We start from the raw sequence: 20,527 nt of genomic DNA on the forward strand, positions 1-20,527 counted from the left end.
ACGAAACGGATTAAGGCAAAATTAAAAATGAGCCCGGTACAATACCGGACTCACTTTTATCAAGCTGCCTAATGAAATAACCGTGTCTAACTTTTAGGGGTCACTTCATATAAACATGTTCTCTTCTTTTATTCATTTTCAATTTTATCCCGCTATTTGCCGGGCAGTAAGACCCCCACCTCAAAATTCAGCGAAAGTAAAGAAGTTAGGTAGGGGATCAATTGCCCGTAAAATCCCGATTGGTGAGGGCTGAACCCCCCCACTGATTAAAGTTTCACTTTATATAATTAAAAATTAGATATTACTTAAGCCACTCGTTGCAAGTATTACTTAACTGCTGTAAATCTTCTATAAATTTACTCGCATCATATCCATCACAAACCGAATGATGTACTTGCAATGAAACTGGTAGCATAACCTTGTTTCCTTCGTTAAAATATTTCCCACAAGTTATAATTGGCAATAGAAAATTTTCATCATTATTAATATTAAGATTAAATCCAGTAAAACTAGTCCAAGGTATGCTAGAAATCGGAAATACATTAGGCGGAATATTTTCTTTCGTGAAAAGACCATGAACACTAGCATAGTATCTCATATCGTCTTCATACTTTTTATAGAAAGTGCGGAAATCACTTGAATAATCCGTCCATATACTTGAAAAAGACTTATCATCTTTATGAAAAATTGTATAACTCGGTATCATTTCCTCCCAATAGCCTAAAACTCCTTCATCGTTAAAACATGTTCGAAATTTTTTATGATTATTTACTACTCTAGAAATTAAATATATAAAAACGGGATAAAATTTTATTCTCTTTTGATATACTTCCCCTAATAACATCGTGATATCAACATTCACAGTCATACTAAATGTACATTTCAACTTTAAATAATGCTCAAAATGCTGCTCTCTATTCCAATCTTCTCTATCAATTACATGAAACTTCATTCTAATAGCCTCCTAAAATTTTCTTTTTATTTTAGAAGGCTAATTCCCTTGCTTTCACCATAATTGTTCACTCCTAACAGTTTACATTTGACCCTAATTATTTATTTAATTATATAACATATGTAAGAATCAATTCACATATTTCTGGAAATCCATCCACATACTATAGATAAATCAAATGAAATTTGGAGGATACATACATGAATGACAAAAGTATAAATAAAAAAGAAAATGTTACTGAAAACACTACATCTATTCAAAATAATAATACTGCAAATCTTACTATCGAAGAACAAGCAATGAACGGCTTATACGGAATGCCCGAAACAACAATTGAAGATGCTGATCACGCTGCAGCTGATGATTTAACTTCAAAAAATTAATTAACTACATTGAAAAAAGCCAAGGAAAATATCCTTGGCTTTTTTAACTATGCATCCACCTTTTGTATTTCTTCACTCTTTCTTGAAAGTTTACCTGGCCAAAAAGCAAATCGGCCTAAAACTACTGTAATCGCGGGTACAAGTAACGGTCTTACGATAAACGTATCTAGTAATACTCCAATTGCAGTTACAATACCAAATTGAACTAATACTTGAATTGGAAGTGTACCTAACACTGCAAAAGTTCCTGCTAAAATTAAACCTGCCGATGTAATAACACTACCTGTTTGTATTACACCATTTTTTACTGCATCCAAGTGATTTTGTGTCTTTCTGTTTTTCCATATTTCTGAAACCATAAAGATATTATAATCTTCACCTAAAGCAACTAAAAATACGAATGCGTACAACGGTATCGCACCTTGAATGGCCGGCGCTCCCATACCGTAATGAAGTAATATCCATCCTGCTCCTAACGCTGAGAAGAATGATAAGACAACAGTTACAATTAAATAAACCATTGCAACAACCGATTGTAAATAGACAAGTAATAGTAAAGCGATAATGCTAATCATTACTGGAATAATTACTGATTCATCACGTTCAGTAATTTGCTTTGTATCATATAATGAAGCTGTTTCTCCACCAATCCACAATTGCTCTTCAGCATTACTAATCCCAGCATCTTTTAATACTTTTTCCACACTGTTTTTCAATTTAGGGATTTGATCTAACGCTTCAATTGAGTATGGATTTTCCGCTAAAGAAACTTCATACATTTGTATTTGCTTATTTTCTTTTCCCTCTTTTGGCTCTTTTACTGTATTTACGAAAGAAAATTTCTCTAGTTCTTGTTTAATAGGAAGCTCTTTTCCTTTCGTATCAACAACAACTTTTACTGGTGCTAGTTCACCAGCTGAGAAATGATCACTAATTAACGTAAACCCTTCACGAGAAGGCATATCCTTTGGAAACGATTCTAATAGGTCATATGTGTATTGAATACGTGGTACGAATGAAGCCAATCCACCTAATACAAACACAGTTAGCATAATTATTGTCCACGGTCTTCGTACTACAATATCTCCAAGTTTTTTACTAAAGGAGCCTTTTGATTTTTTAACTTTTACAGCCCTCTTTTTCTTTCTTGCAAACTCCTCATTCATTGAAGTTGTTCTCGGTATAAACGGGAAAAATGCAATTCTACCGAAAATTAATAATAGTGCTGGTAAAATTGTTAAAGCCGCGATTCCCATTATAAATACAGCAACACTAAATGGTACTGCAAATCGATGAAAGGCACCATAATGAGCAAGTAGTAATGTTCCTAATCCAAGTACAACAGTTAACGCACTCATTATTATTGCACCGCCAGATGCTTTAATCGCAAGTTGCAATGCTTTATATTTACTTTCTTCTTCTAACAAGTACTCTCTATATCTCGAAATTAAAAATAGACAATAGTCCGTTCCAGCGCCAAACAATAATACTGTCATAATTGATATCGCTTGGGCATCTACTTTAATCCATCCGTGATCAGCTAAAAAACCGAGTGTAGGACTAATAATACCGTATGCAAAGCCAACAACAAGTATAGGTAAAATCGCTAAAATTGGTGAGCGATACAGTAAAATTAACAAAACTAACACTAGTAGTACAGTAGCCACTAACAATTTCACATCTGCTTGACTAAATAAACTAACTGCATCCGTTTGAATACCTACAGGTCCTGATAATCGAACATGTAAACCAGATTCACTTATTTTTTGTTTAAATGGATCTTCATCCACCTTACTATTCACTATTTTTCTAAACTCTTCAAGATTTTCTTTTAATATATCTGTACCAGCAGATTTATTAAAAAATACCGGTGTGACAAATGATGTACCATCTTTTGACGCACTTTTTGATAATACTTGCTCTGGGATTGTATCAAATGGTGGTAACGTGGATTGTTCTTTTAAAGGACTAGCTTTTAACTCCTTATAAACGTCTTGTATGAGTTTATAATCCTGTGACCGTAATCCACCATCTCTATACCATATTACTAACAACGGATTCCCTGCATTATTCGGAAACTCTTTTTTCATAAGTGCTTCCGCTTGCTGCGACATAGCTGTTTCAGGTAAATTTTTCGGATTCGGTTCTTTCGTACTGTTTACTTGTGGTAACGTAAATGAAAGTAACAATGTAATAAGAACCCACACCGATAAAGTGATCCATTGCGTATTTCTCCCTGCTACAAGCCTTCCTAACATATGTAACGGATGCTTTTTCATAAAAACCCACCTTCCTTTTTTCCTCCATTATTAATTATATATACTGGTCGGTTAATTAATCAAGAATGATTGAAAATTATGTTATAATTATCTCAATCATAAATGTCAGGAGCGAATGTATTTGGAACAAAAACAACGTCCTCTCGGAAGGCCGCGTCAAAATAAAAATACAAAATCTACAAAAGAAACCATTTTAGAAGTGGCAACCCGCTTATTTCTTACGCAAAATTATCAAGTCGTTTCTATGGATGAGGTCGCAAAAGTTTGTGGTGTTACGAAAGCAACTGTCTACTATTACTATTCAACAAAAGCCGATTTATTTACCGCTACTATGATCCAAATGATGGTACGTATACGTGAGAATATGTCTCAAATACTCTCTACAAACAAAACGTTAGAAGAAAGATTATTAGACTTCGCCAAAGTTTACTTACACGCAACGATGGATATTGATATGAAAAATTTTATGAAAGATGCAAAACTGTCGTTATCTGAAGAACAATTGAAAGAATTAAAAAATGCTGAAGATAATATGTATGAAGTACTAGAAAAAGCACTCGATAATGCGATGCACATCGGAGAAATCCCGAAAGGAAACGCTAAATTTGCGGCTCATGCTTTCGTATCTTTATTATCAATTGGGAATTTTAAAGATGAAAATCACAATCCTATTCTTGCAAATATAGATGAATTATCACAAGAAATCGTTTCTTTTTATTGGAACGGATTAGGTCATTCATATTAAACTGATTTGCTTTAATAAAAGAGCATGTTTGAATTTTTTCAAACATGCTCTTTTATAATTTATTTATATACTAATAATCAGATTATACTTCAATGCTGTTTAACAAAAAATTTCACTTTAACTTTTACAAATTTTGAAGTTGAACATTTATATTCCCCTTACTAAATCCCCCATGGTAACAAACTACAGATTCAATATGTAAATTTAAATACTTCTTCAAAGACTGCTGTGCTTCCTTAATATTTATAGTTGTTGGGGCGTGAATTCCTCCTAACATCCCATTCACACTATACATAGAGTCTCCTGCAATAAGAATTTTACTTTGTTTCAAATATAAACTAATATGACCCGGAGTATGCCCTGGAGTATGAAGAATTAGTATTCCACCGCAATACGGAAGTTCTTGCCCGTCAATCACAGTATCACTCACTTTTCCTTTTGGTCGGTTCTCTATATTTCCGTCCTTCAATAAAGGTAAATCCCCCTCGATATATGGCTTATCTAGTTCGTGCGCATAAACTTTAATATTACTTCGACAGCGCTGCAACAACTCCGGAAGACTACCTATATGATCAATATCCTGATGCGTCAAAATCACGACTTTTAACTTATCAAATGATACCCCAACCTTTTCCATCTCTACTTGTATATCTTTAATTTGTCCTGGGAAACCCGTATCTATTAATACTGCCATTTCATCATCCCATAAAAGAATTGGATGAATAACAAATTCTTGAAATTCAAGTTGTAACATTTCTATCCCTTTAGCAATTTCCATACAGCCATTCTCCTTTATGTTGAAGTTTGAAAATATGTACGAGTAAACTGAAAATAAAAAGTGAAACTTTAATCAGTGGGGGCATTACTGCCCGACAAATAGCGGAATAAAGCGCCTCTATCTTATAATATGTTTTGTCATCCCAATAGAGAATGCCTCAAACCCTATACATTCATAGTAAGATTGCAATTTTTCTACACACATAAGTTGTGGAATAACCTTGCTTTGTTCACAGTGCTGGATTAATCGTTCCACTATTTCTTTCCCAATACCAATGGACTGATATTTTGGCAATACACATACACCACAAATAACGCCTGTTATTACTCCATCGGATATAACACGCCCCATCCCAATTAATTGTTCCTCTTTAAATGCATATATTGCATACCAACTATGTTTACACATTTGTTCCAATTCATTAACTGTTAATTTAAGAGAATTCCATCCTAAAGATTCGTATAAGAATAATAATCCATTAAAATCTGTAGGATGTTCACTTGTGTAGCGTATACTATTTTCCATGTCAATACTCCCTATTCTCAGGCTTGTTTTTATTTCATAAAATTCCCTTTACACAAATCTGATCGATGTAAAAATAACTAGAACAAACTTCAATAAGAAAGATAGAATTCCTTCTCAATATAAAATAAAAAGAAGTTATCTCACTTAAGATAACTTCTTTTATATAAGACTCTCATTATATTATCAACCAAAAAATATACAACTGCATACGATTAGCACAAACAAAACTAATAAACCATTTGAGAAATAACCCATTAAATACTACCCCTTTATTAAATTATGTAAAAGATTTTATCATAAAATGATTTACAACTTAATAACTGAAAAAGACATTGTATTCATTAGTTATATATGTTAAGTAATATTTTATTTTCGGGTATATTCTTCTTAACTTAAACCACTTCCCATTCCCTTATACTTAAGTTCTGATAACTTCAGAACAATACATAAAGAAGACCTCAACTTATTGACGTCTTCTTTTCAACTACACTAATAGCTAATTCACGTTTTTTATCGAATATATATAGACCCTTCACTAACAGAGACATATATGAAATGTATTCCCACTACATAAACATCTATAATCTGATTATCAACATCCTTATAACCTTTAAATCTCATCCTCGGTTATTCTAATAGCTCTCTTGTTAGAAAAGATATTTTTAAAAATTCCTACTCCCACAATTAATAAACCTATACCAACTAATTTATTTATTTGTAATGGAATGCTCTCCATTCCAAATAATCCAAATGTATCAATACATAACGCAACGACCAATTGAGTAATAAGACTAATTAGCACCGTATATGCTGGACCTAAACTCTTTATTGCACCCATTATACAAATAATTAACCCGATGCCAAACAGTCCACTTACATAAAACAAATAATTTGCAGTATACACTTTAATGCTAATACTGTTTTCTGTAATGATATAAAATAGAATAGAACTAATGAGACCTATTCCAAGGACACATGTAGTCGTTAACCACTGTCCTACATTTTCATTTACTTTTGCATTAAAAACAGATTGTAAGCTAATTAATATTCCTGCTAATATAGCTAAACTAAATCCAATCAAAATCTTCCTCTCCCTTTCATTGCTCATATATATTATCTTTAGCGACTTCCTTCATTCTAGAAAAATCTTTAATGACAATAACTCCATTACTTTTTTCAATTAATTTTTCATTATAAAATCTTTGTAATACCCGAATTACGTGCCTATAACTTACCCCTATAAAGTCTGCAATACTTGTTACCGAAGTCGTATCCAAATCCCCTTTGTACATATTTCCGTTACTATCTGTTGAAATTGAAAGTAAATAACTAGCTACACGTACTTCTACAGGATAAAGTAAATTAAGAGCAGTAAAACGAGTCGATATTTTTAACGTGTTCGCAATGTTTTCAAGTAAGAACTTCATAAATATAGGATCATGTAATAACTTGTTTCTAATAACCGTATTAGAAATGGAAATTGCTACAACATCTGAACAAGCTTCAACGACATTATGTGCTTTGCTATTTTGAATTAATTCAATATCACCAACAATTGCGAGTGGATTGATAAAGCGAAGGATTAGTTTCTTCCCTTCAGGTGTGATCGTATAAACTTTTACTTTACCTTTAACAACAAAATATAAACGATCCATTTCGTCATCTATATTGCAAATAAGCTCGCCTTTTTCAAAATGATTTAATTGAAAATATGCTGTATCTATTTCTGAAAAAACCTCGAGCGTTTTATTGATTTTCAAATAATGCGTAATTAAACCTGATCTATTCTCCATATTCATTTCCTCCTTTCATTTACATATTAAATACAACAATACCTATAATCATTACTATTGTTCCCACAATATGATATCTCTCCATCTGTATCTTTTTTATATGAAACAGTCCTTTCATTTCAATAACTGTTGCCGTTAACAATTGAGCAACCATTAGTGTGCCAGCTGTCAATGTAACTCCTAGTGAATATATCGCCATAGTTTCTGCACAAATAATGAATCCACCAAATGCACCCGCTACTAAATATATTTTTTTTACACTCTTTAAATCCGTTACTTTCTCTTCTTTCTTTAACAAAAATACAGTTGTTGCAATAAGGAATCCAATTAAATGGGTTATAATACTCGTCGACCATATACCGATATGTGAACTAAGTTTCGCATTAAAGGTTCCTTGAAGTGTTATAAATATCCCCGCAAAAACAGCAAATAGAATACCTTTCAAAAAATCATCTCCTCATCCTTTATTTCTGACTTAATTAAAAACCATCATCCTATAATGGCAAAAGGACAAATGTCACATCACTATGAAAATAACTTGGAATGAAAAAAAACACACCTCAAAAATGCGAGATGTGTTTATTTTCATTATTTATATATAATGTTTTACAAATAAAAATTACGCTACATTAAAAGATTTCTTTTTCATAACAAACTTTGTAAATAAGAAACGTACAAGCGGTCCCATAATAATTAATTGTAATGGATATGCCATTATGAAATTTTTAATAAAAATCGAAAAATAAATTGAAACAAATGAATCTCCTTGTAGTCCACCATGTAAATACATCATAGCCATACCGAAAAATGACATAAAGAACACCATTCCGATTACCATAGCCGTTGCCATCGCAATGATAATATTTATTTTCTTAGATTTATCAAACGGTAACATGAATACAATTTTTTTCGCACAAGGTCCAACGATACATATTTCAATTAATAGCGCAATAATAAAGCCAATTAATAATTCTAATGCAATCTCTTTAATATAAATTGGTCCTCCTGTTTCATTCATTAGTAAATTATAAAACGTCATTACGATAACCATTCCAAGGCACATCATCATGCCAAATTGGAGGTTTTCCTTTCTTGTTGTTGGCAAATTTCATCATCCTCTCTCTTTGAGTCTTTGTCATTATATCGACATTGGAACCCCCTTCGTAAGTGAACATTTTGTGAACAAATTTAAAACGTTTTCATGTATTTTCTTTACTTTCAACTCAAATTCTCACTTTTACTTATAAAGGTTTTATATATTTCAATGTTGAATTACTAAATTTAACATTGCATTACATTATTACTAGGAGGATAACCATGAATGAAACAGAATTTTACGCATATCACATCGTAACAAGGAAAAAAATGCATATCGGACAAATGATTCCTTTTAACAAAAATCAACACAATACTCTATATCACTTCTTTTTTGAAAGAGAACAATTAAATGCTAATGGTGAAGATGGCATACAAATTTTAAATAATCACTATAAAAATGACGAATTACATATAAATAATGAAAATGCTAAAGTAGTTATGAGTTATATGGATCAAACAATTAGAGCAGTTAGAGAAACAATTGTAGAAATGGTTAGACTACAAGAATTCCCTGAATACCCTTCCAGGTTATCTTGTTTATACGCTTCAAAAAGCTATGAAGATGCTTTAAAATGGAAAGCATTATTTGATTCTTACAATCGAGAAGTTTTACAGATTGTTAAACTACGAGTAATCGGAAGTTCTTTTGAAGGTGACGGTAATCTTTTACCGAAAGAAGATGGTATTCCTTTTTCTCAAAAAATCGAACAAGCTAGAGAGTATTGGAAAGGAAATATTAGAAATGAGCTTCCTGAGCTACTGATTAATGGAGAAATTGAAGTGGTGGAAATTAAATATGACTTCTCCTCAATTCATATTTAATTTCTAACTAAATCATATAGGATGGAGATTACAATGAAGAAAAAAGTGTACTTCAATCATGATGGCGGCGTAGATGATTTAATTTCATTATTTTTATTACTTCAAATGGAAAACGTTGAACTTACCGGTGTATCTGTTATCCCAGCAGACTGCTATTTAGAACCCGCAATGTCTGCAAGTCGTAAAATTATTGATCGCTTCAGCAAAGATAATATTGCAGTAGCCGCTTCAAACTCTCGCGGGCAAAACCCGTTTCCGAAAGACTGGCGGATGCATGCATTTTATGTAGATGCTTTACCAATTTTAAATGAGTCTGGAAAAGTTGTAACACCCATGGCAGCAAAGCCTGCACATCACCATTTAATAGAAACACTTCTACAAACGGAAGGAAAAACAACTTTATTATTTACCGGGCCCCTAACTGACCTTGCTCGTGCATTATATGAAGCTCCCATCATCGAAGATAAAATTGAACGTCTCGTTTGGATGGGTGGTACATTTCTTACAGCAGGCAATGTACATGAACCAGAGCATGATGGAACAGCTGAGTGGAATTCGTTTTGGGACCCTGAAGCAGTAGCTCGTGTATGGGATACAAAAATTAAAATCGACTTAGTGACACTAGAAAGTACAAACCAAGTTCCGTTAACTATAGACATACGTGAACAGTGGGCAAAAGAGAGAAAGTATATTGGTGTTGATTTCCTTGGTCAATGCTATGCAATGGTCCCCCCTCTCGTTCACTTCTCAACGAACTCTACCTACTATTTATGGGATGTACTAACTACCGCGCTTGTCGGAAACACTAGCCTTGCAAAAACTGAAACAATTAATAGTATCGTTCATACATACGGACCAAGCCAAGGACGTACAGAGGAAACTGCTGATGGACGACCTATAAATGTCGTTTACGATGTAAAACATGATACTTTCTTCGAGTATATTACTGAATTAGCAAAGAAAGCTTCTACTTGAATCACTATCTATACGAAAAATAAATAGATTGAAATCACTTCAGACGATGAACCCCCATATTTAGAATTTGGTTGAAACTACATATTTAACTATTGAAAAGAGTATTGAATTAAATTTCAATACTCTTTTTGTGCAATTTAATTATATTGGATTAATGTAGTGTCTTATTGATTATTCATTTCATAACCATTGACAAAATAAGTTATTGTTTCTAACTCATCTTCATTTAATTCCCTATCTAGTTCTTGTTTATACACTGCCTTTATCTTCTCTTCATCGCCTTTATGAATTTCTGTATAAGTTCCTACTGTTTTTAACATACGAATCTCTTGTAAAAACTCCTCTCGATTTATCGCTTTCCCATGAGAGAGAATATATGTCTCAGCATCAAATTTTTCTAATTCATCTATTAATGCAAACGTTCTTTTCGTCGTATAGTTCCACTTCGAGGAAAAAATATCTGCATATATACAGTCTCCTAAAAACAATATCTTTTCTTCTTTTATATACATAACAACTGAATCATGTGCATGATCTCCACCCACATGTTTTAACATGCATGTCACTTCACCAAGGTCTAATTCAAGTTGATTCTGGAACGTTAAGGTCGGAGGAATAATATTAATATTTCTCGCTTTTTCTTCAAACTCTTTCTTGATGCAATCCGCACAAAATTCAATTTCAGTACCCTCTTTTACGCGTGCGTCCAAAGCTTCATCTGTCCATTCATAAGATACTATTGCCTGCATTTCTTTTTTCGTTTCAGCGTGCGAAATAGTTAATGCATTCTGTAATACGGATAATCCAAAAATATGATCCCAATGCCAATGGGTTAGTGCTACGAAATCTGGATTTGATACATTTTGTTCTTTTAACATTTCTAAAAATAATTGTGCATGTTCCTCTGAATTCCCTGCATCGATCATTAAAGTTTTTTCTTTTCCAACAACCATTCCTAATATAGGTCTATCTGTTTCAGAAACTGGTGTCATATACCAAAATGAGTTTCCTATTTTTTTAATTTGTTGCATAACCAATTCCCCTTTTCATTTTCTCACTTAAATTTAATATATAAATTATAACGAATCACTACTTTTTTCTCTATACTCAAACACAATTACTTGGACTAATCTAACTTTCCTTTTCGTAAGCTAAAAATAAGGGAATAGAATCGGAGTGTGATACTATGGAACGTTTATGGATCCCAATGATTGTAACATTTTTTTCGTTCGGTGGATTACTATTAGGAGGTGCTGTTGGAGTAGCAACACGCCAACTTATTGAAGAAAAGATGCATCGTTTATACGCATTATGTGGCGGAATTTTACTTGGGCTTTTATCCCTTGAAATTATTCCTGAAACATTTTCAAGCTACGAAATGATTGGGCCTATACTTGGTATAGCCATCGGTATTTTAGTTATGAGCTTATTAGATAACTATTGTCACCATCCAATGATACATAAAAAAGATCAACAAGCATGGCAAACCTTCCTTTTTCTCTCTTTCGCTATATTTATTCATAATATACCTAGTGGATTTGCGTTAGGTACAGCTTTTATAAATCATAATGACTCTGCCATTCCCTTTTTAATAGCAATCGTCGTTCACCATATTCCAGAAGGATTAGCTTTAATTATTCCATTTCTTTTTACAAAGCATAAATATATTTCCTTTTTATTAACGACTTTATTACTTTCTCTTATTCTTGGTACTGGCACAGTTTTTGGCATTTTGATGGAAGGAAAAGCTCTTCACCTGCAAGGCCTCATTATGGGAAGTGCTATTGGTTCACTTGGATATGTCACAATTCATGAAATGCTTTGGAAAGCTAAGAAACAGCTCTCTTTCCTTACATTTCTAATGTGGGCAACTAGTGGATTTTTATTAATAACAGTATTTACACTATTTACTGGTCATCATTAAAACTAATATATTTTATCATTTGTATATTTTTCCTCTTTCTCCAAAACATAATGTTATCTACCTACTTTTAAGGAGGAACAATTATGTTTGGGAAAACGGCCGGTGAAGCATTAGTTGATTTATTAATTGACTGGGGAGTAGAACACATATACGGTATGCCTGGAGATTCCATCAATTCTATCATTGAAGCTTTAAGAAAAAAACAAGATAAAATTAAATTCATTCAAGTTCGCCATGAAGAAGCTGGTGCATTAGCAGCGGCTGCCTATGCAAAATTAACAGGAAAACTTGGCGTTTGTATGGCAATTGCAGGACCTGGTGCTATTCATTTATTAAATGGTTTATATGATGCGAAACTCGATAAAGCCCCTGTTCTAGCAATTTCAGGTCAAGTAGAAACCGATTTACTTGGAACGGACTTTTTCCAAGAAGTAAATTTAGAAAGAATGTTTGATGATGTTGCGGTTTATAACCAGCGTATTATGTCAGCAGAGCAACTACCTGCCGTAGTGAATCAAGCAATTCGAATGGCTTATACGAAAAAAGGTGTATCCGTTCTTACAATTCCAGATGATGTCCCGAAATTCGAAGTGAAAAATGGTGCTCGTATTACAAATACTTCTTTTACTTTGCCTGAGTTGTTTCCACAAAAAGAAGATTTAGATGGAGCGAAACTCGCAATAAATGAAGCGAAAAAGCCTGTGATTTTAGCTGGAAAAGGAACAAAACATGCGAGAGAATCTTTACTTGCATTGGCAGAACATATTGGTGCTCCAATCGTACTTACATTACCTGCTAAAGGAATTATTCCTGATGAACACCCTCTTTGTATTGGTGGATTAGGATTAATTGGAACGAAACCTTCTTATGAAGCAATGAAGCATGCAGATACTTTAATTATGGTCGGTACTTCTTATCCGTTCACCGGCTTCTTACCTGAAAAAGCAAAAACAATTCATATCGATACAGATCCTGCCCAAATCGGGAAACGTTACGCGACAGATATTGGTTTAGCTGGTGATGCTGATAAAACATTGCGATGGTTAATTGAAAATGTTGAAAAACACACAGACCATTCCTTCTTAGAACATTATCAAGAAATGATGAAAAAGTGGGAAGAAAAATTACACGAGCAAGAAGAAGACTCTTCCATTCCAATTAAACCACAACGCGTTATGCATGCTCTGCAGCAAGTAGCACATGATGATGCAATTCTATCAGTCGATGTCGGAAATGTAACAGTATGGACCGCAAGGCACTTCCGTATGACAAACCAGCAATTTGTCATTTCTAGCTGGCTCGCAACACTTGGTTGCGGTTTACCTGGTGCTCTTGCTGGAAAAATTGCATTCCCAGATAAACAAGTATTTGCAGTTTGTGGTGATGGCGGATTTGGAATGACGATGAATGACTTCGTAACAGCTGTAAAATATAAACTACCAATCGTTGTCGTTGTATTAAACAATAATAAAATTGCGATGATTAAATTCGAGCAAGAAGTTATGGGTAATATCGAATTCGAAACAGATTTAACGAACCCTGATTTTGCAAAATATGCAGAGGCGTGTGGAGGTATTGGATACCGTGTTGAGAATTTAGATGGACTACTTCCCGCTTTCGAAAGTGCAGTAAAACAAAATAAACCGTGTATTATTGATGTAGTTGTAGATGCTAACGAAGCACCAATGCCAGCAAAAATCACATTTGGTCAAGCCGCTGGTTATACGAAGCATATGATAAAAGAATTATTTGAAGAAGGTAAGATTGATTTACCTCCACTTTAAACGAAAAAAGATAGCTGAAAACAATTTGTCTTCAGCTATCTTTTTTTATTTTTGTATCTCTCTATAAAAAGAAAAGTCATTCATAGTATGTTGTACTTAAGACTCATATTTTTTATCAAGAGTCTTTTTATTTAATTTCGCTTCAGTTAATACTATGCATCTAAAAATCTTTATACATCTCGCTAACTATTTTAGTTCTCTAAAGTTCGGATATACTTTATTTTATGAATGTATCGCACATCCACTTATAAAATTTTTCTTTCTCTTCAAATTGTGGATAATGAGCTGATTTTTCAAAAGTAATAAATTGTTTTTGATCTGCTTCTATCGTATCAAAATATGTTTTTGCTGCATGCAATGAAGTGTTATAGTCATATTTCCCCATAAGGAAATAAAACGGTAGCTTCATTTCAATCACCTTAGTAGGCAATGGATTTTTTAAATCCTTTTCTAATAAGACAGTTTGAGAATGTGATAATCCAACGTTATAACGAATTACGTCTAACAAGTTATATTCATTAATGAATAACATACCAACATTATCACTATCTGGATTTTTAATGACTCTTGATGTTCCACCATATTTCGCAACATAATTTCGCGGAGTGTATGTATCACCATTTTTGATTTTTTCAGTTAGCCCTTTTAAATAGGAAACTTCATCTTCATTTCCTGCATTTTTCGCTTGGTCAATTACAAAATTTAAACTATCCATCTCACTTTCTACTGTATCACTCATTTGTCCTATCCCAACATATGCTTCATATTTTTCAGGAGCTTTATAGGCCGCTTGCATTCCAATATATGTATCGTAAGAATGGCCAATTAATATTACCTTTTCTTTGCCGAGACGTTTTGAAACATAATCTGTCATTGCTAATAAATCCTCTACGAGTAAGTCTGATGAAAGATTCGAATAATCTTCAAAGAAATGATACGATTTCCCACTTGCTCTTTGATCGTAATTAACAATCGTGAATTTCTCTTCCAATAAATCCTGATATTTTTGAGCATATGGTATTTCTGAAGAGCCTGGCCCACCATGGACAAAGATGATAACTGGATTCCGCTTATCTTTGCCGCGTATCATAATTTCATGATCACTTCCATTTATCTCTACTTGTACTGTTGTTTCCCTTTATTTGCGAGGTCCATTTAGGAAATATTAGTGCTACAATTAGTAATAGTATAGTGATGACTCCAATAAGTTTTATTACTTTCTTATTTTCTTCATAAGACATTTCCTTTCTTTTTAATTTATAAAAATATTAATTTGTTTGTACATTATTAGTCTCCCATACACTTCTTAACTTTTCGTTACATAAAACCTTAACGTTTTCTTAATTTTCTATATATTTATTACAGAAAGATTAAAAACATCTCACATACACATTTTTATAAAAACAAATAAAAAAGAGCCCTTGTTTTTAAACAAGGACTCTTTTCATAAACTATTTAGCTACCTCTTCTTTCGGCATTACCATACCTTTATAAAGTTGAACAGTTATCCAGTAATAAATGAAATAAATGACTAAGAAGATTCCTATTGGCACCCACACTTTCACAAACGGGTCAACTAATATAAAGCTAAATAAGTTAAGCCCAACTAAAACGTGAGAGATGCCAATGATTGCTGGGAAGATAAATAAATATGAAATTTCTTTATATATACTTTTCGTTAACATACTACGTCTTACGCCGATTTTTCGTAACATTTCATAACGTCGTATGTCACTAGAAGCACCTGTTAATATTTTGAACATAAGGGAACTTGCCATCATTGCTAAAAAGGCAATTCCGAGGAAAAATCCCATAAACATTGTTCCGCTCATGAAGCTGTTCATAAACTGATAAATTGTCATTTTCGTAAATAAGTCTACCTTTTCACCTGTTGCTTTTTCAATTTGTTCTTTTTGTCTCTTGTCTATTTCGATCAATAACGGTTTATATTTTTTCATATCATCTACTTTTGCTAATGTTACAGTGTGTTCTGTTCCTTGAATTCCTTTATAATGCTCTTCGTCTGCAATTCTTACTGGTTTTCCGCTAAATTGATTATGCGTAATTTGTATCTCTCTTACAACTGCGTCTTCCCAATCCTTTGGCATATGAGGGAATTTTGCTAATTCAGGAGCCTCTAAAGCTGAATATACAGGTTCAGTTAAAGGTTCAGTCACACGTTTACGAACAGGCTCTTTTAAAGTTTTTGTATCAAAATGGTCTGAAACAAGTGGTGGTTTCGCAGTTAAGTCGTTACGTAAATAATAAACCGCTTCTCCATCTACTTTATAGTTGTACTTGCTTTCTTCAATAATTTGCATTTCTTTCAAGGCAGCTTTGTCTTGATCATTCGGATCATGAATTACAACATCATATACACGAGAAAAGTCTGTCATAATACCTACATTTTTTTGGAACGCCATACCTGCCGTCATCGCACCTGCGCCTAATGCAATTAACATCGCTACAGTACCTAATACTCTCGATAAACTATTTACTCGAAAGCGTAGCTGTGCATATGTAAAACTATTTAGACCAGTTTCATTTCGTTTTTTATTCCCCTTAATTTTCATCACAAAAAATGGGAGTAATGAACTAAAGATAAAATATGTTCCAAGTGTTGTAACGATGGTTGCTATAATAAAACCTAATTCAGCATATATTTTTACATTGATCATAAAATAGTACCCTGTACTTACTAGTAATACACCAAGTACTGTCATTATAATAATGCGAGTTTTACTTTTCTTCACTTCGTCTAGTGTTTCATCTTCACGAATTAACTCTAGTTCAGTTTTACGTAACAATCGGACACTGTTCATTAAGCCAGTAATGAAAAATAGTATTAAGAAGAAAATAGCTGTAACTAAAATTGCTGGTGTGTATACAGATGCATAACTACCTTTTGCTGAAATTTCCATTCCATTCATTAAAAAGTTTCCTGCTACACTTGCAAGTAACATCCCTACTAAAATACCGATAATAATACTGACAATACCCATACCGAATGTTTCAATAAATAATAACTGTGCTACTTTTTTCTTTTTTGCACCAAGCATCATGTACATACCGAGTTCTTTTCTTCTTAACGTGAGTAAGAAAGAGTTGGCATATATAATATAAAATACAGTAATGAAAGATAATAGTATTGCACCTACCCAAAAGACGAGTCTAATACTACTAATTAGGCTATTATCTTTCGTAAATTCACTATTCATCGCCATCGTTTGGAACATGTAGAAAATACTAATACTAATAACGAGGCCAATAAGTAAAACCATATAATCTTTTAACATCTTTTTCATACTATGACGTGATAATTTAAATAACATAGTTTCGCCCCCTACTTAGACTCAGCAGCTGAGCCCATATGAGCGAGCACACCTAAAATGTCTTGATAGAAATTCTCTCGAGTGCCTTGACGATTTAATTCTTTATAAAGAAGACCATCTTGAATAAATAAAATACGCTCACAATAACTTGCACTAAATGCATCGTGTGTAACCATTAAAATACTTACATTATGATTTTCATGTAAATCTTGCATCGCTTCTAATAAACTTTTTGCATTTTTACTATCAAGCGCTCCTGTCGGTTCATCTGCTAATACAATTGCTGGATTATGTACTAAAGCTCTTGCCGCCGCTGTTCTTTGCTTTTGTCCCCCAGAAACAGCCGTCGGATATTTTGTTAAAATTTCAGTGATGCCTAATTTCTTCGCAACGTCATTTACCTTTCCAGTAATCTCACTTGATGGTACGCCTTGCAAAGAAAGTGGTAAAGCTATATTTTCATAAATTGATAAGTTTTCTAGTAGATTAAAATCTTGAAAAATGAAACCTAATTTTTGAGAGCGAAAATCAGATAACGCATTGCCCTTCATAGAAGTAATATTTGTACCAGCTATCGTCACACTACCACCTGTCGCCTGGTCAAGTGTACTTATCACATTAAGTAATGTCGTTTTTCCAGATCCAGAAGGCCCCATGATCCCAACAAATTCTCCTTCTTTAATACTTAACGATACGCCTCTTAATGCTTTTGACTGATTCTCATTTCTTTTCCCATACGTTTTTTCTACACTTTCTACAGTAACTACATTTGTTGACATCTCTTTCACTCCATCCCTTTTGTATAAAATCAATTTCTCACATATTTCTTATTATTTTGTCATGTAAATTCTTAAGAATTTTTTAATTATTCATCCAATAAGAGTTACACCCTTAACATGAACCTATTTCCTACTTCATATTCTCATTTTTCTACAACTCGTTCCCTCGATTTCGCTTACATTTACCTTACATTTTTGTAAGATAAAAAAGAAAACACACTAATTTCTAATAGTGTGCTTTCTTTACAATCAATATTTTCTATTCTTTATTCCTTCTTCAATACTTGCCACAAATACATCTAGCGCAACAACTTCTGACTTCTCTTCTCCATATTTACGTACATTTACAGCTCCGTTTTCCATTTCCTTATCCCCAATAACAAGAACATACGGTACTTTTTGCATTTGTGCTTCTCTTATTTTATATCCTAATTTTTCATCTCGTGCATCCTGTTCAACACGAACTCCAGCTTGTGCTAATTTATGTGCAATCTCATTGGCATATTGTTCATGTACTGCATTTGAAACTGGAATTACTTTCACTTGAACTGGTGCCACCCATGCCGGGAACGCCCCTCCAAAGTGCTCAATTAATATTGCTAAGAAGCGATCTAATGACCCTAAAACTGCCCTGTGAATAACAACTGGTCTTTTCTTTTCATTATTTTCATCTATATAATTTAAATCAAATTTCTCTGGCATTTGGAAATCAAGCTGGACTGTTCCGCACTGGTGACTTCTATTTAAAGCATCTTTAATATGAAAATCAATTTTCGGCCCGTAAAATGCACCGTCACCTTCATTTAGTCTATATTTATAATTTAGCGATTGTAATACATTTTCTAATGCTGCTTCTGCTTGCTCCCATAATTTATCGTCACCCATTGAATCTTCTGGACGAGTAGAAAGCTCTACTTCATATTCGAATCCAAAAGTTTTATATACGTAATCAATTTGCGCCATTACGGATTTGATTTCATTTTCAATTTGTTTTGGAGTTACAAATAAATGTGCATCATCTTGGCAGAAAGTACGTACTCTTAATAATCCGTTTAACGCACCACTAAATTCATGACGATGTACTTGACCAAATTCACACATACGAATCGGTAATTCACGATAAGAATGCAATTTATTTTTAAACATAAGCATGTGCCCTGGGCAGTTCATCGGTTTTAATGCAAAACTTTTATTATCTACTTCAGAGAAATACATATTATCTTTATAATGTCCCCAGTGCCCTGATCTCTCCCATACTTCTTGGTTCATCATGAACGGAGTGCGTACTTCTTGATAATTGTACTCTTTTTGAATTTCTCTTAAAAATGATTCCAATTCGTTACGAATCATTTGTCCTTTCGGTAAATAAAACGGCATTCCCGGAGCCTCTTCAGAAAACATAAATAACTCAAGCTCACTGCCTAACTTACGATGATTTCTTTTTGCTGCTTCTTCAACGAAATGTAAATACTCTTCTAATTCTTTTTGAGAAGAGTATGCAACACCATATATGCGCTGAAGCACTTGGTTATTACTATCACCTCGCCAATATGCACCGGAAACGTGAGTTAATTGAAATGCTTTCAAATAACCTGTAGATGGTAAATGTGGTCCTCTACATAAATCTACAAATTCCCCTTGTTTATATAGTGTTACACTTTCCCCACTAGGAATTGCTTCTAAAAGTTCTAATTTCAAGAGATCGTTCATTTCTTGAAACGGTTTAGCTGCTTCTTCTCGAGAAACCTCAACTCGTTCTATCTTTATATTTTCATTTATAATCTTTTTCATTTCTTTTTCTATTTTCCGTAAATCTTCTATGTTTACACTACTTGGAAGATCCATATCATAATAAAATCCATTTTCAATAACAGGCCCTACTCCAAGATTTATATCACCATACAATCTTTTTACAGCTTGCGCTAAAATATGTGCCGCAGAGTGTCTTGCAATTTCTACACCTTCATTTGAATCTATAGTAATGATTTCTACTTCCGCATTTTCTCCAATATTCCGGCGTAAATCATATAACCCATCATTTACTTTCCCCGCGACTGCTTTCTTTTTCAAACTACTGCTAATGGATCCCGCAATTTCTTCTAAAGTAACTCCTTTTACAAATTCTTTAACACTACCATCTGGAAATTTAATTTCAATCATCTGTTCTTTCATTTTTCATCTCTCCATTTCATAATAAAAAGCACACTCATCCCTAAAATAGGGACGAGCGTGCTTATACCCGTGGTTCCACCCAGATTCCCATCACAAAATGCAATGGCTTCTTTTACGGTAACGTCGTTTATACGGCACTAGATACTTAATTTCCCCAGTGCAGCTCTAAGGTGGTAAGTTATTTTT

The 20,527-nt window shown here is 33.3% G+C and carries 18 protein-coding genes, 1 pseudogene and 1 other annotated feature (1 of these 20 cut by a window edge); of the genes and pseudogenes, 6 read left to right on the forward strand and 13 right to left on the reverse strand.

Annotated features, from left to right (window positions below):
• Nucleotides 1–301: 301 nt before the first annotated feature.
• Nucleotides 302–952, reverse strand: coding sequence for a type A chloramphenicol O-acetyltransferase (gene catA / locus ACS2FK_RS18615; protein ID WP_063547203.1), 651 nt, complete (start codon nucleotides 950–952; stop codon nucleotides 302–304).
• Between the two features lie 200 nt (nucleotides 953–1,152).
• Here catA and ACS2FK_RS18620 point away from each other — a divergent pair, with 200 nt between their 5' ends.
• On the forward strand, nucleotides 1,153–1,335 hold the full coding sequence (locus ACS2FK_RS18620; RefSeq protein ID WP_000998505.1) for a DUF4021 domain-containing protein: 183 nt from the start codon (nucleotides 1,153–1,155) through the stop codon (nucleotides 1,333–1,335).
• A 47-nt stretch (nucleotides 1,336–1,382) separates the two neighbouring features.
• Here the strand turns inward: ACS2FK_RS18620 and ACS2FK_RS18625 are convergent, their stop codons facing one another.
• The gene (locus ACS2FK_RS18625; RefSeq protein ID WP_063547202.1) at nucleotides 1,383–3,614 is read right to left on the reverse strand and encodes an MMPL family transporter; all 2,232 of its coding nucleotides are present in this window, start codon (nucleotides 3,612–3,614) and stop codon (nucleotides 1,383–1,385) included.
• Nucleotides 3,615–3,735: 121 nt separating this feature from the next.
• Here ACS2FK_RS18625 and ACS2FK_RS18630 point away from each other — a divergent pair, with 121 nt between their 5' ends.
• Complete coding sequence (locus tag ACS2FK_RS18630) at nucleotides 3,736–4,359, forward strand: TetR/AcrR family transcriptional regulator (protein WP_063547201.1); 624 nt, start codon at nucleotides 3,736–3,738, stop codon at nucleotides 4,357–4,359.
• 124 nt (nucleotides 4,360–4,483) lie between these two features.
• Here ACS2FK_RS18630 and ACS2FK_RS18635 read toward each other — a convergent pair whose 3' ends face one another.
• The 6 genes from ACS2FK_RS18635 to ACS2FK_RS18660 form a co-directional block, all read right to left on the reverse strand.
• The gene (locus tag ACS2FK_RS18635) at nucleotides 4,484–5,137 is read right to left on the reverse strand and encodes an MBL fold metallo-hydrolase (RefSeq protein WP_061655764.1); all 654 of its coding nucleotides are present in this window, start codon (nucleotides 5,135–5,137) and stop codon (nucleotides 4,484–4,486) included.
• 117 nt (nucleotides 5,138–5,254) lie between these two features.
• Entirely contained in the window at nucleotides 5,255–5,662 is a 408-nt protein-coding gene (locus tag ACS2FK_RS18640; RefSeq protein ID WP_063547200.1) for a GNAT family N-acetyltransferase, read from the reverse strand.
• Nucleotides 5,663–6,272: 610 nt separating this feature from the next.
• Complete coding sequence (locus tag ACS2FK_RS18645) at nucleotides 6,273–6,743, reverse strand: DMT family transporter (RefSeq protein WP_061667012.1); 471 nt, start codon at nucleotides 6,741–6,743, stop codon at nucleotides 6,273–6,275.
• Between the two features lie 16 nt (nucleotides 6,744–6,759).
• Entirely contained in the window at nucleotides 6,760–7,455 is a 696-nt protein-coding gene (locus ACS2FK_RS18650) for a Crp/Fnr family transcriptional regulator (protein ID WP_063547199.1), read from the reverse strand.
• A gap of 19 nt (nucleotides 7,456–7,474) precedes the next feature.
• Nucleotides 7,475–7,900 carry a DMT family transporter gene (locus ACS2FK_RS18655; RefSeq protein ID WP_063547198.1) on the reverse strand — a complete coding sequence of 142 codons (426 nt, stop codon included), beginning with the start codon at nucleotides 7,898–7,900 and terminating at the stop codon, nucleotides 7,475–7,477.
• 174 nt (nucleotides 7,901–8,074) lie between these two features.
• Nucleotides 8,075–8,560, reverse strand: coding sequence for a hypothetical protein (locus tag ACS2FK_RS18660; RefSeq protein ID WP_063547197.1), 486 nt, complete (start codon nucleotides 8,558–8,560; stop codon nucleotides 8,075–8,077).
• Between the two features lie 212 nt (nucleotides 8,561–8,772).
• Between ACS2FK_RS18660 and ACS2FK_RS18665 the strand changes: the two genes are divergently transcribed.
• Both ACS2FK_RS18665 and ACS2FK_RS18670 read left to right on the forward strand, forming a co-directional pair.
• Nucleotides 8,773–9,375, forward strand: a complete 603-nt coding sequence (locus tag ACS2FK_RS18665) for a DUF2441 domain-containing protein (protein WP_063547196.1) — start codon at nucleotides 8,773–8,775, stop codon at nucleotides 9,373–9,375.
• Nucleotides 9,376–9,396: 21 nt separating this feature from the next.
• Nucleotides 9,397–10,350 carry a nucleoside hydrolase gene (locus ACS2FK_RS18670; RefSeq protein WP_142338432.1) on the forward strand — a complete coding sequence of 318 codons (954 nt, stop codon included), beginning with the start codon at nucleotides 9,397–9,399 and terminating at the stop codon, nucleotides 10,348–10,350.
• Nucleotides 10,351–10,514: 164 nt separating this feature from the next.
• Here ACS2FK_RS18670 and ACS2FK_RS18675 read toward each other — a convergent pair whose 3' ends face one another.
• Entirely contained in the window at nucleotides 10,515–11,381 is an 867-nt protein-coding gene (locus ACS2FK_RS18675) for an MBL fold metallo-hydrolase (RefSeq protein ID WP_063547194.1), read from the reverse strand.
• A 155-nt stretch (nucleotides 11,382–11,536) separates the two neighbouring features.
• Here ACS2FK_RS18675 and ACS2FK_RS18680 point away from each other — a divergent pair, with 155 nt between their 5' ends.
• Together ACS2FK_RS18680 and ACS2FK_RS18685 are read left to right on the forward strand one after the other, a co-directional pair.
• A complete protein-coding gene (locus tag ACS2FK_RS18680) occupies nucleotides 11,537–12,274 on the forward strand; it encodes a ZIP family metal transporter (RefSeq protein ID WP_063547193.1) in 738 nt (245 codons plus the stop codon).
• A gap of 83 nt (nucleotides 12,275–12,357) precedes the next feature.
• Nucleotides 12,358–14,058 carry a pyruvate oxidase gene (locus tag ACS2FK_RS18685; RefSeq protein WP_063547192.1) on the forward strand — a complete coding sequence of 567 codons (1,701 nt, stop codon included), beginning with the start codon at nucleotides 12,358–12,360 and terminating at the stop codon, nucleotides 14,056–14,058.
• Nucleotides 14,059–14,275: 217 nt separating this feature from the next.
• On the opposite strand, the pseudogene ACS2FK_RS18690 reads toward ACS2FK_RS18685, so the two are convergent.
• The 4 genes and pseudogenes from ACS2FK_RS18690 to thrS form a co-directional block, all read right to left on the reverse strand.
• Nucleotides 14,276–15,299: pseudogene (locus tag ACS2FK_RS18690) on the reverse strand (alpha/beta hydrolase).
• A gap of 210 nt (nucleotides 15,300–15,509) precedes the next feature.
• The gene (locus ACS2FK_RS18695) at nucleotides 15,510–17,390 is read right to left on the reverse strand and encodes an FtsX-like permease family protein (RefSeq protein WP_063547190.1); all 1,881 of its coding nucleotides are present in this window, start codon (nucleotides 17,388–17,390) and stop codon (nucleotides 15,510–15,512) included.
• 11 nt (nucleotides 17,391–17,401) lie between these two features.
• Nucleotides 17,402–18,169, reverse strand: coding sequence for an ABC transporter ATP-binding protein (locus ACS2FK_RS18700; protein WP_000106426.1), 768 nt, complete (start codon nucleotides 18,167–18,169; stop codon nucleotides 17,402–17,404).
• A 249-nt stretch (nucleotides 18,170–18,418) separates the two neighbouring features.
• Nucleotides 18,419–20,341 (reverse strand): threonine--tRNA ligase, encoded by a 1,923-nt coding sequence (gene thrS, locus ACS2FK_RS18705; RefSeq protein WP_063553414.1) that lies wholly within the window; start codon nucleotides 20,339–20,341, stop codon nucleotides 18,419–18,421.
• 44 nt (nucleotides 20,342–20,385) lie between these two features.
• Nucleotides 20,386–20,527, reverse strand: a binding site (T-box leader) (it continues 80 nt past the right edge of the window).

The sequence above is a fragment of the Bacillus cereus group sp. BceL220 genome, from assembly GCF_051776965.1.
Lineage (GTDB): Bacteria > Bacillota > Bacilli > Bacillales > Bacillaceae_G > Bacillus_A > Bacillus_A cereus.

What these genes read in the sequence shown, in the direction of transcription:
- catA (WP_063547203.1), bottom strand. Translation starts at nt 952, where the DNA reads ATGAAGTTTCATGTAATTGATAGAGAAGATTGGAATAGAGAGCAGCAT.
- ACS2FK_RS18620 (WP_000998505.1), top strand. Translation starts at nt 1,153, where the DNA reads ATGAATGACAAAAGTATAAATAAAAAAGAAAATGTTACTGAAAACACT.
- ACS2FK_RS18625 (WP_063547202.1), bottom strand. Translation starts at nt 3,614, where the DNA reads ATGAAAAAGCATCCGTTACATATGTTAGGAAGGCTTGTAGCAGGGAGA.
- ACS2FK_RS18635 (WP_061655764.1), bottom strand. Translation starts at nt 5,137, where the DNA reads ATGGAAATTGCTAAAGGGATAGAAATGTTACAACTTGAATTTCAAGAA.
- ACS2FK_RS18640 (WP_063547200.1), bottom strand. Translation starts at nt 5,662, where the DNA reads ATGGAAAATAGTATACGCTACACAAGTGAACATCCTACAGATTTTAAT.
- ACS2FK_RS18650 (WP_063547199.1), bottom strand. Translation starts at nt 7,455, where the DNA reads ATGGAGAATAGATCAGGTTTAATTACGCATTATTTGAAAATCAATAAA.
- ACS2FK_RS18665 (WP_063547196.1), top strand. Translation starts at nt 8,773, where the DNA reads ATGAATGAAACAGAATTTTACGCATATCACATCGTAACAAGGAAAAAA.
- ACS2FK_RS18670 (WP_142338432.1), top strand. Translation starts at nt 9,397, where the DNA reads ATGGAGATTACAATGAAGAAAAAAGTGTACTTCAATCATGATGGCGGC.
- ACS2FK_RS18675 (WP_063547194.1), bottom strand. Translation starts at nt 11,381, where the DNA reads ATGCAACAAATTAAAAAAATAGGAAACTCATTTTGGTATATGACACCA.
- ACS2FK_RS18680 (WP_063547193.1), top strand. Translation starts at nt 11,537, where the DNA reads ATGGAACGTTTATGGATCCCAATGATTGTAACATTTTTTTCGTTCGGT.
- ACS2FK_RS18685 (WP_063547192.1), top strand. Translation starts at nt 12,358, where the DNA reads ATGTTTGGGAAAACGGCCGGTGAAGCATTAGTTGATTTATTAATTGAC.
- ACS2FK_RS18695 (WP_063547190.1), bottom strand. Translation starts at nt 17,390, where the DNA reads ATGTTATTTAAATTATCACGTCATAGTATGAAAAAGATGTTAAAAGAT.
- ACS2FK_RS18700 (WP_000106426.1), bottom strand. Translation starts at nt 18,169, where the DNA reads ATGTCAACAAATGTAGTTACTGTAGAAAGTGTAGAAAAAACGTATGGG.
- thrS (WP_063553414.1), bottom strand. Translation starts at nt 20,341, where the DNA reads ATGAAAGAACAGATGATTGAAATTAAATTTCCAGATGGTAGTGTTAAA.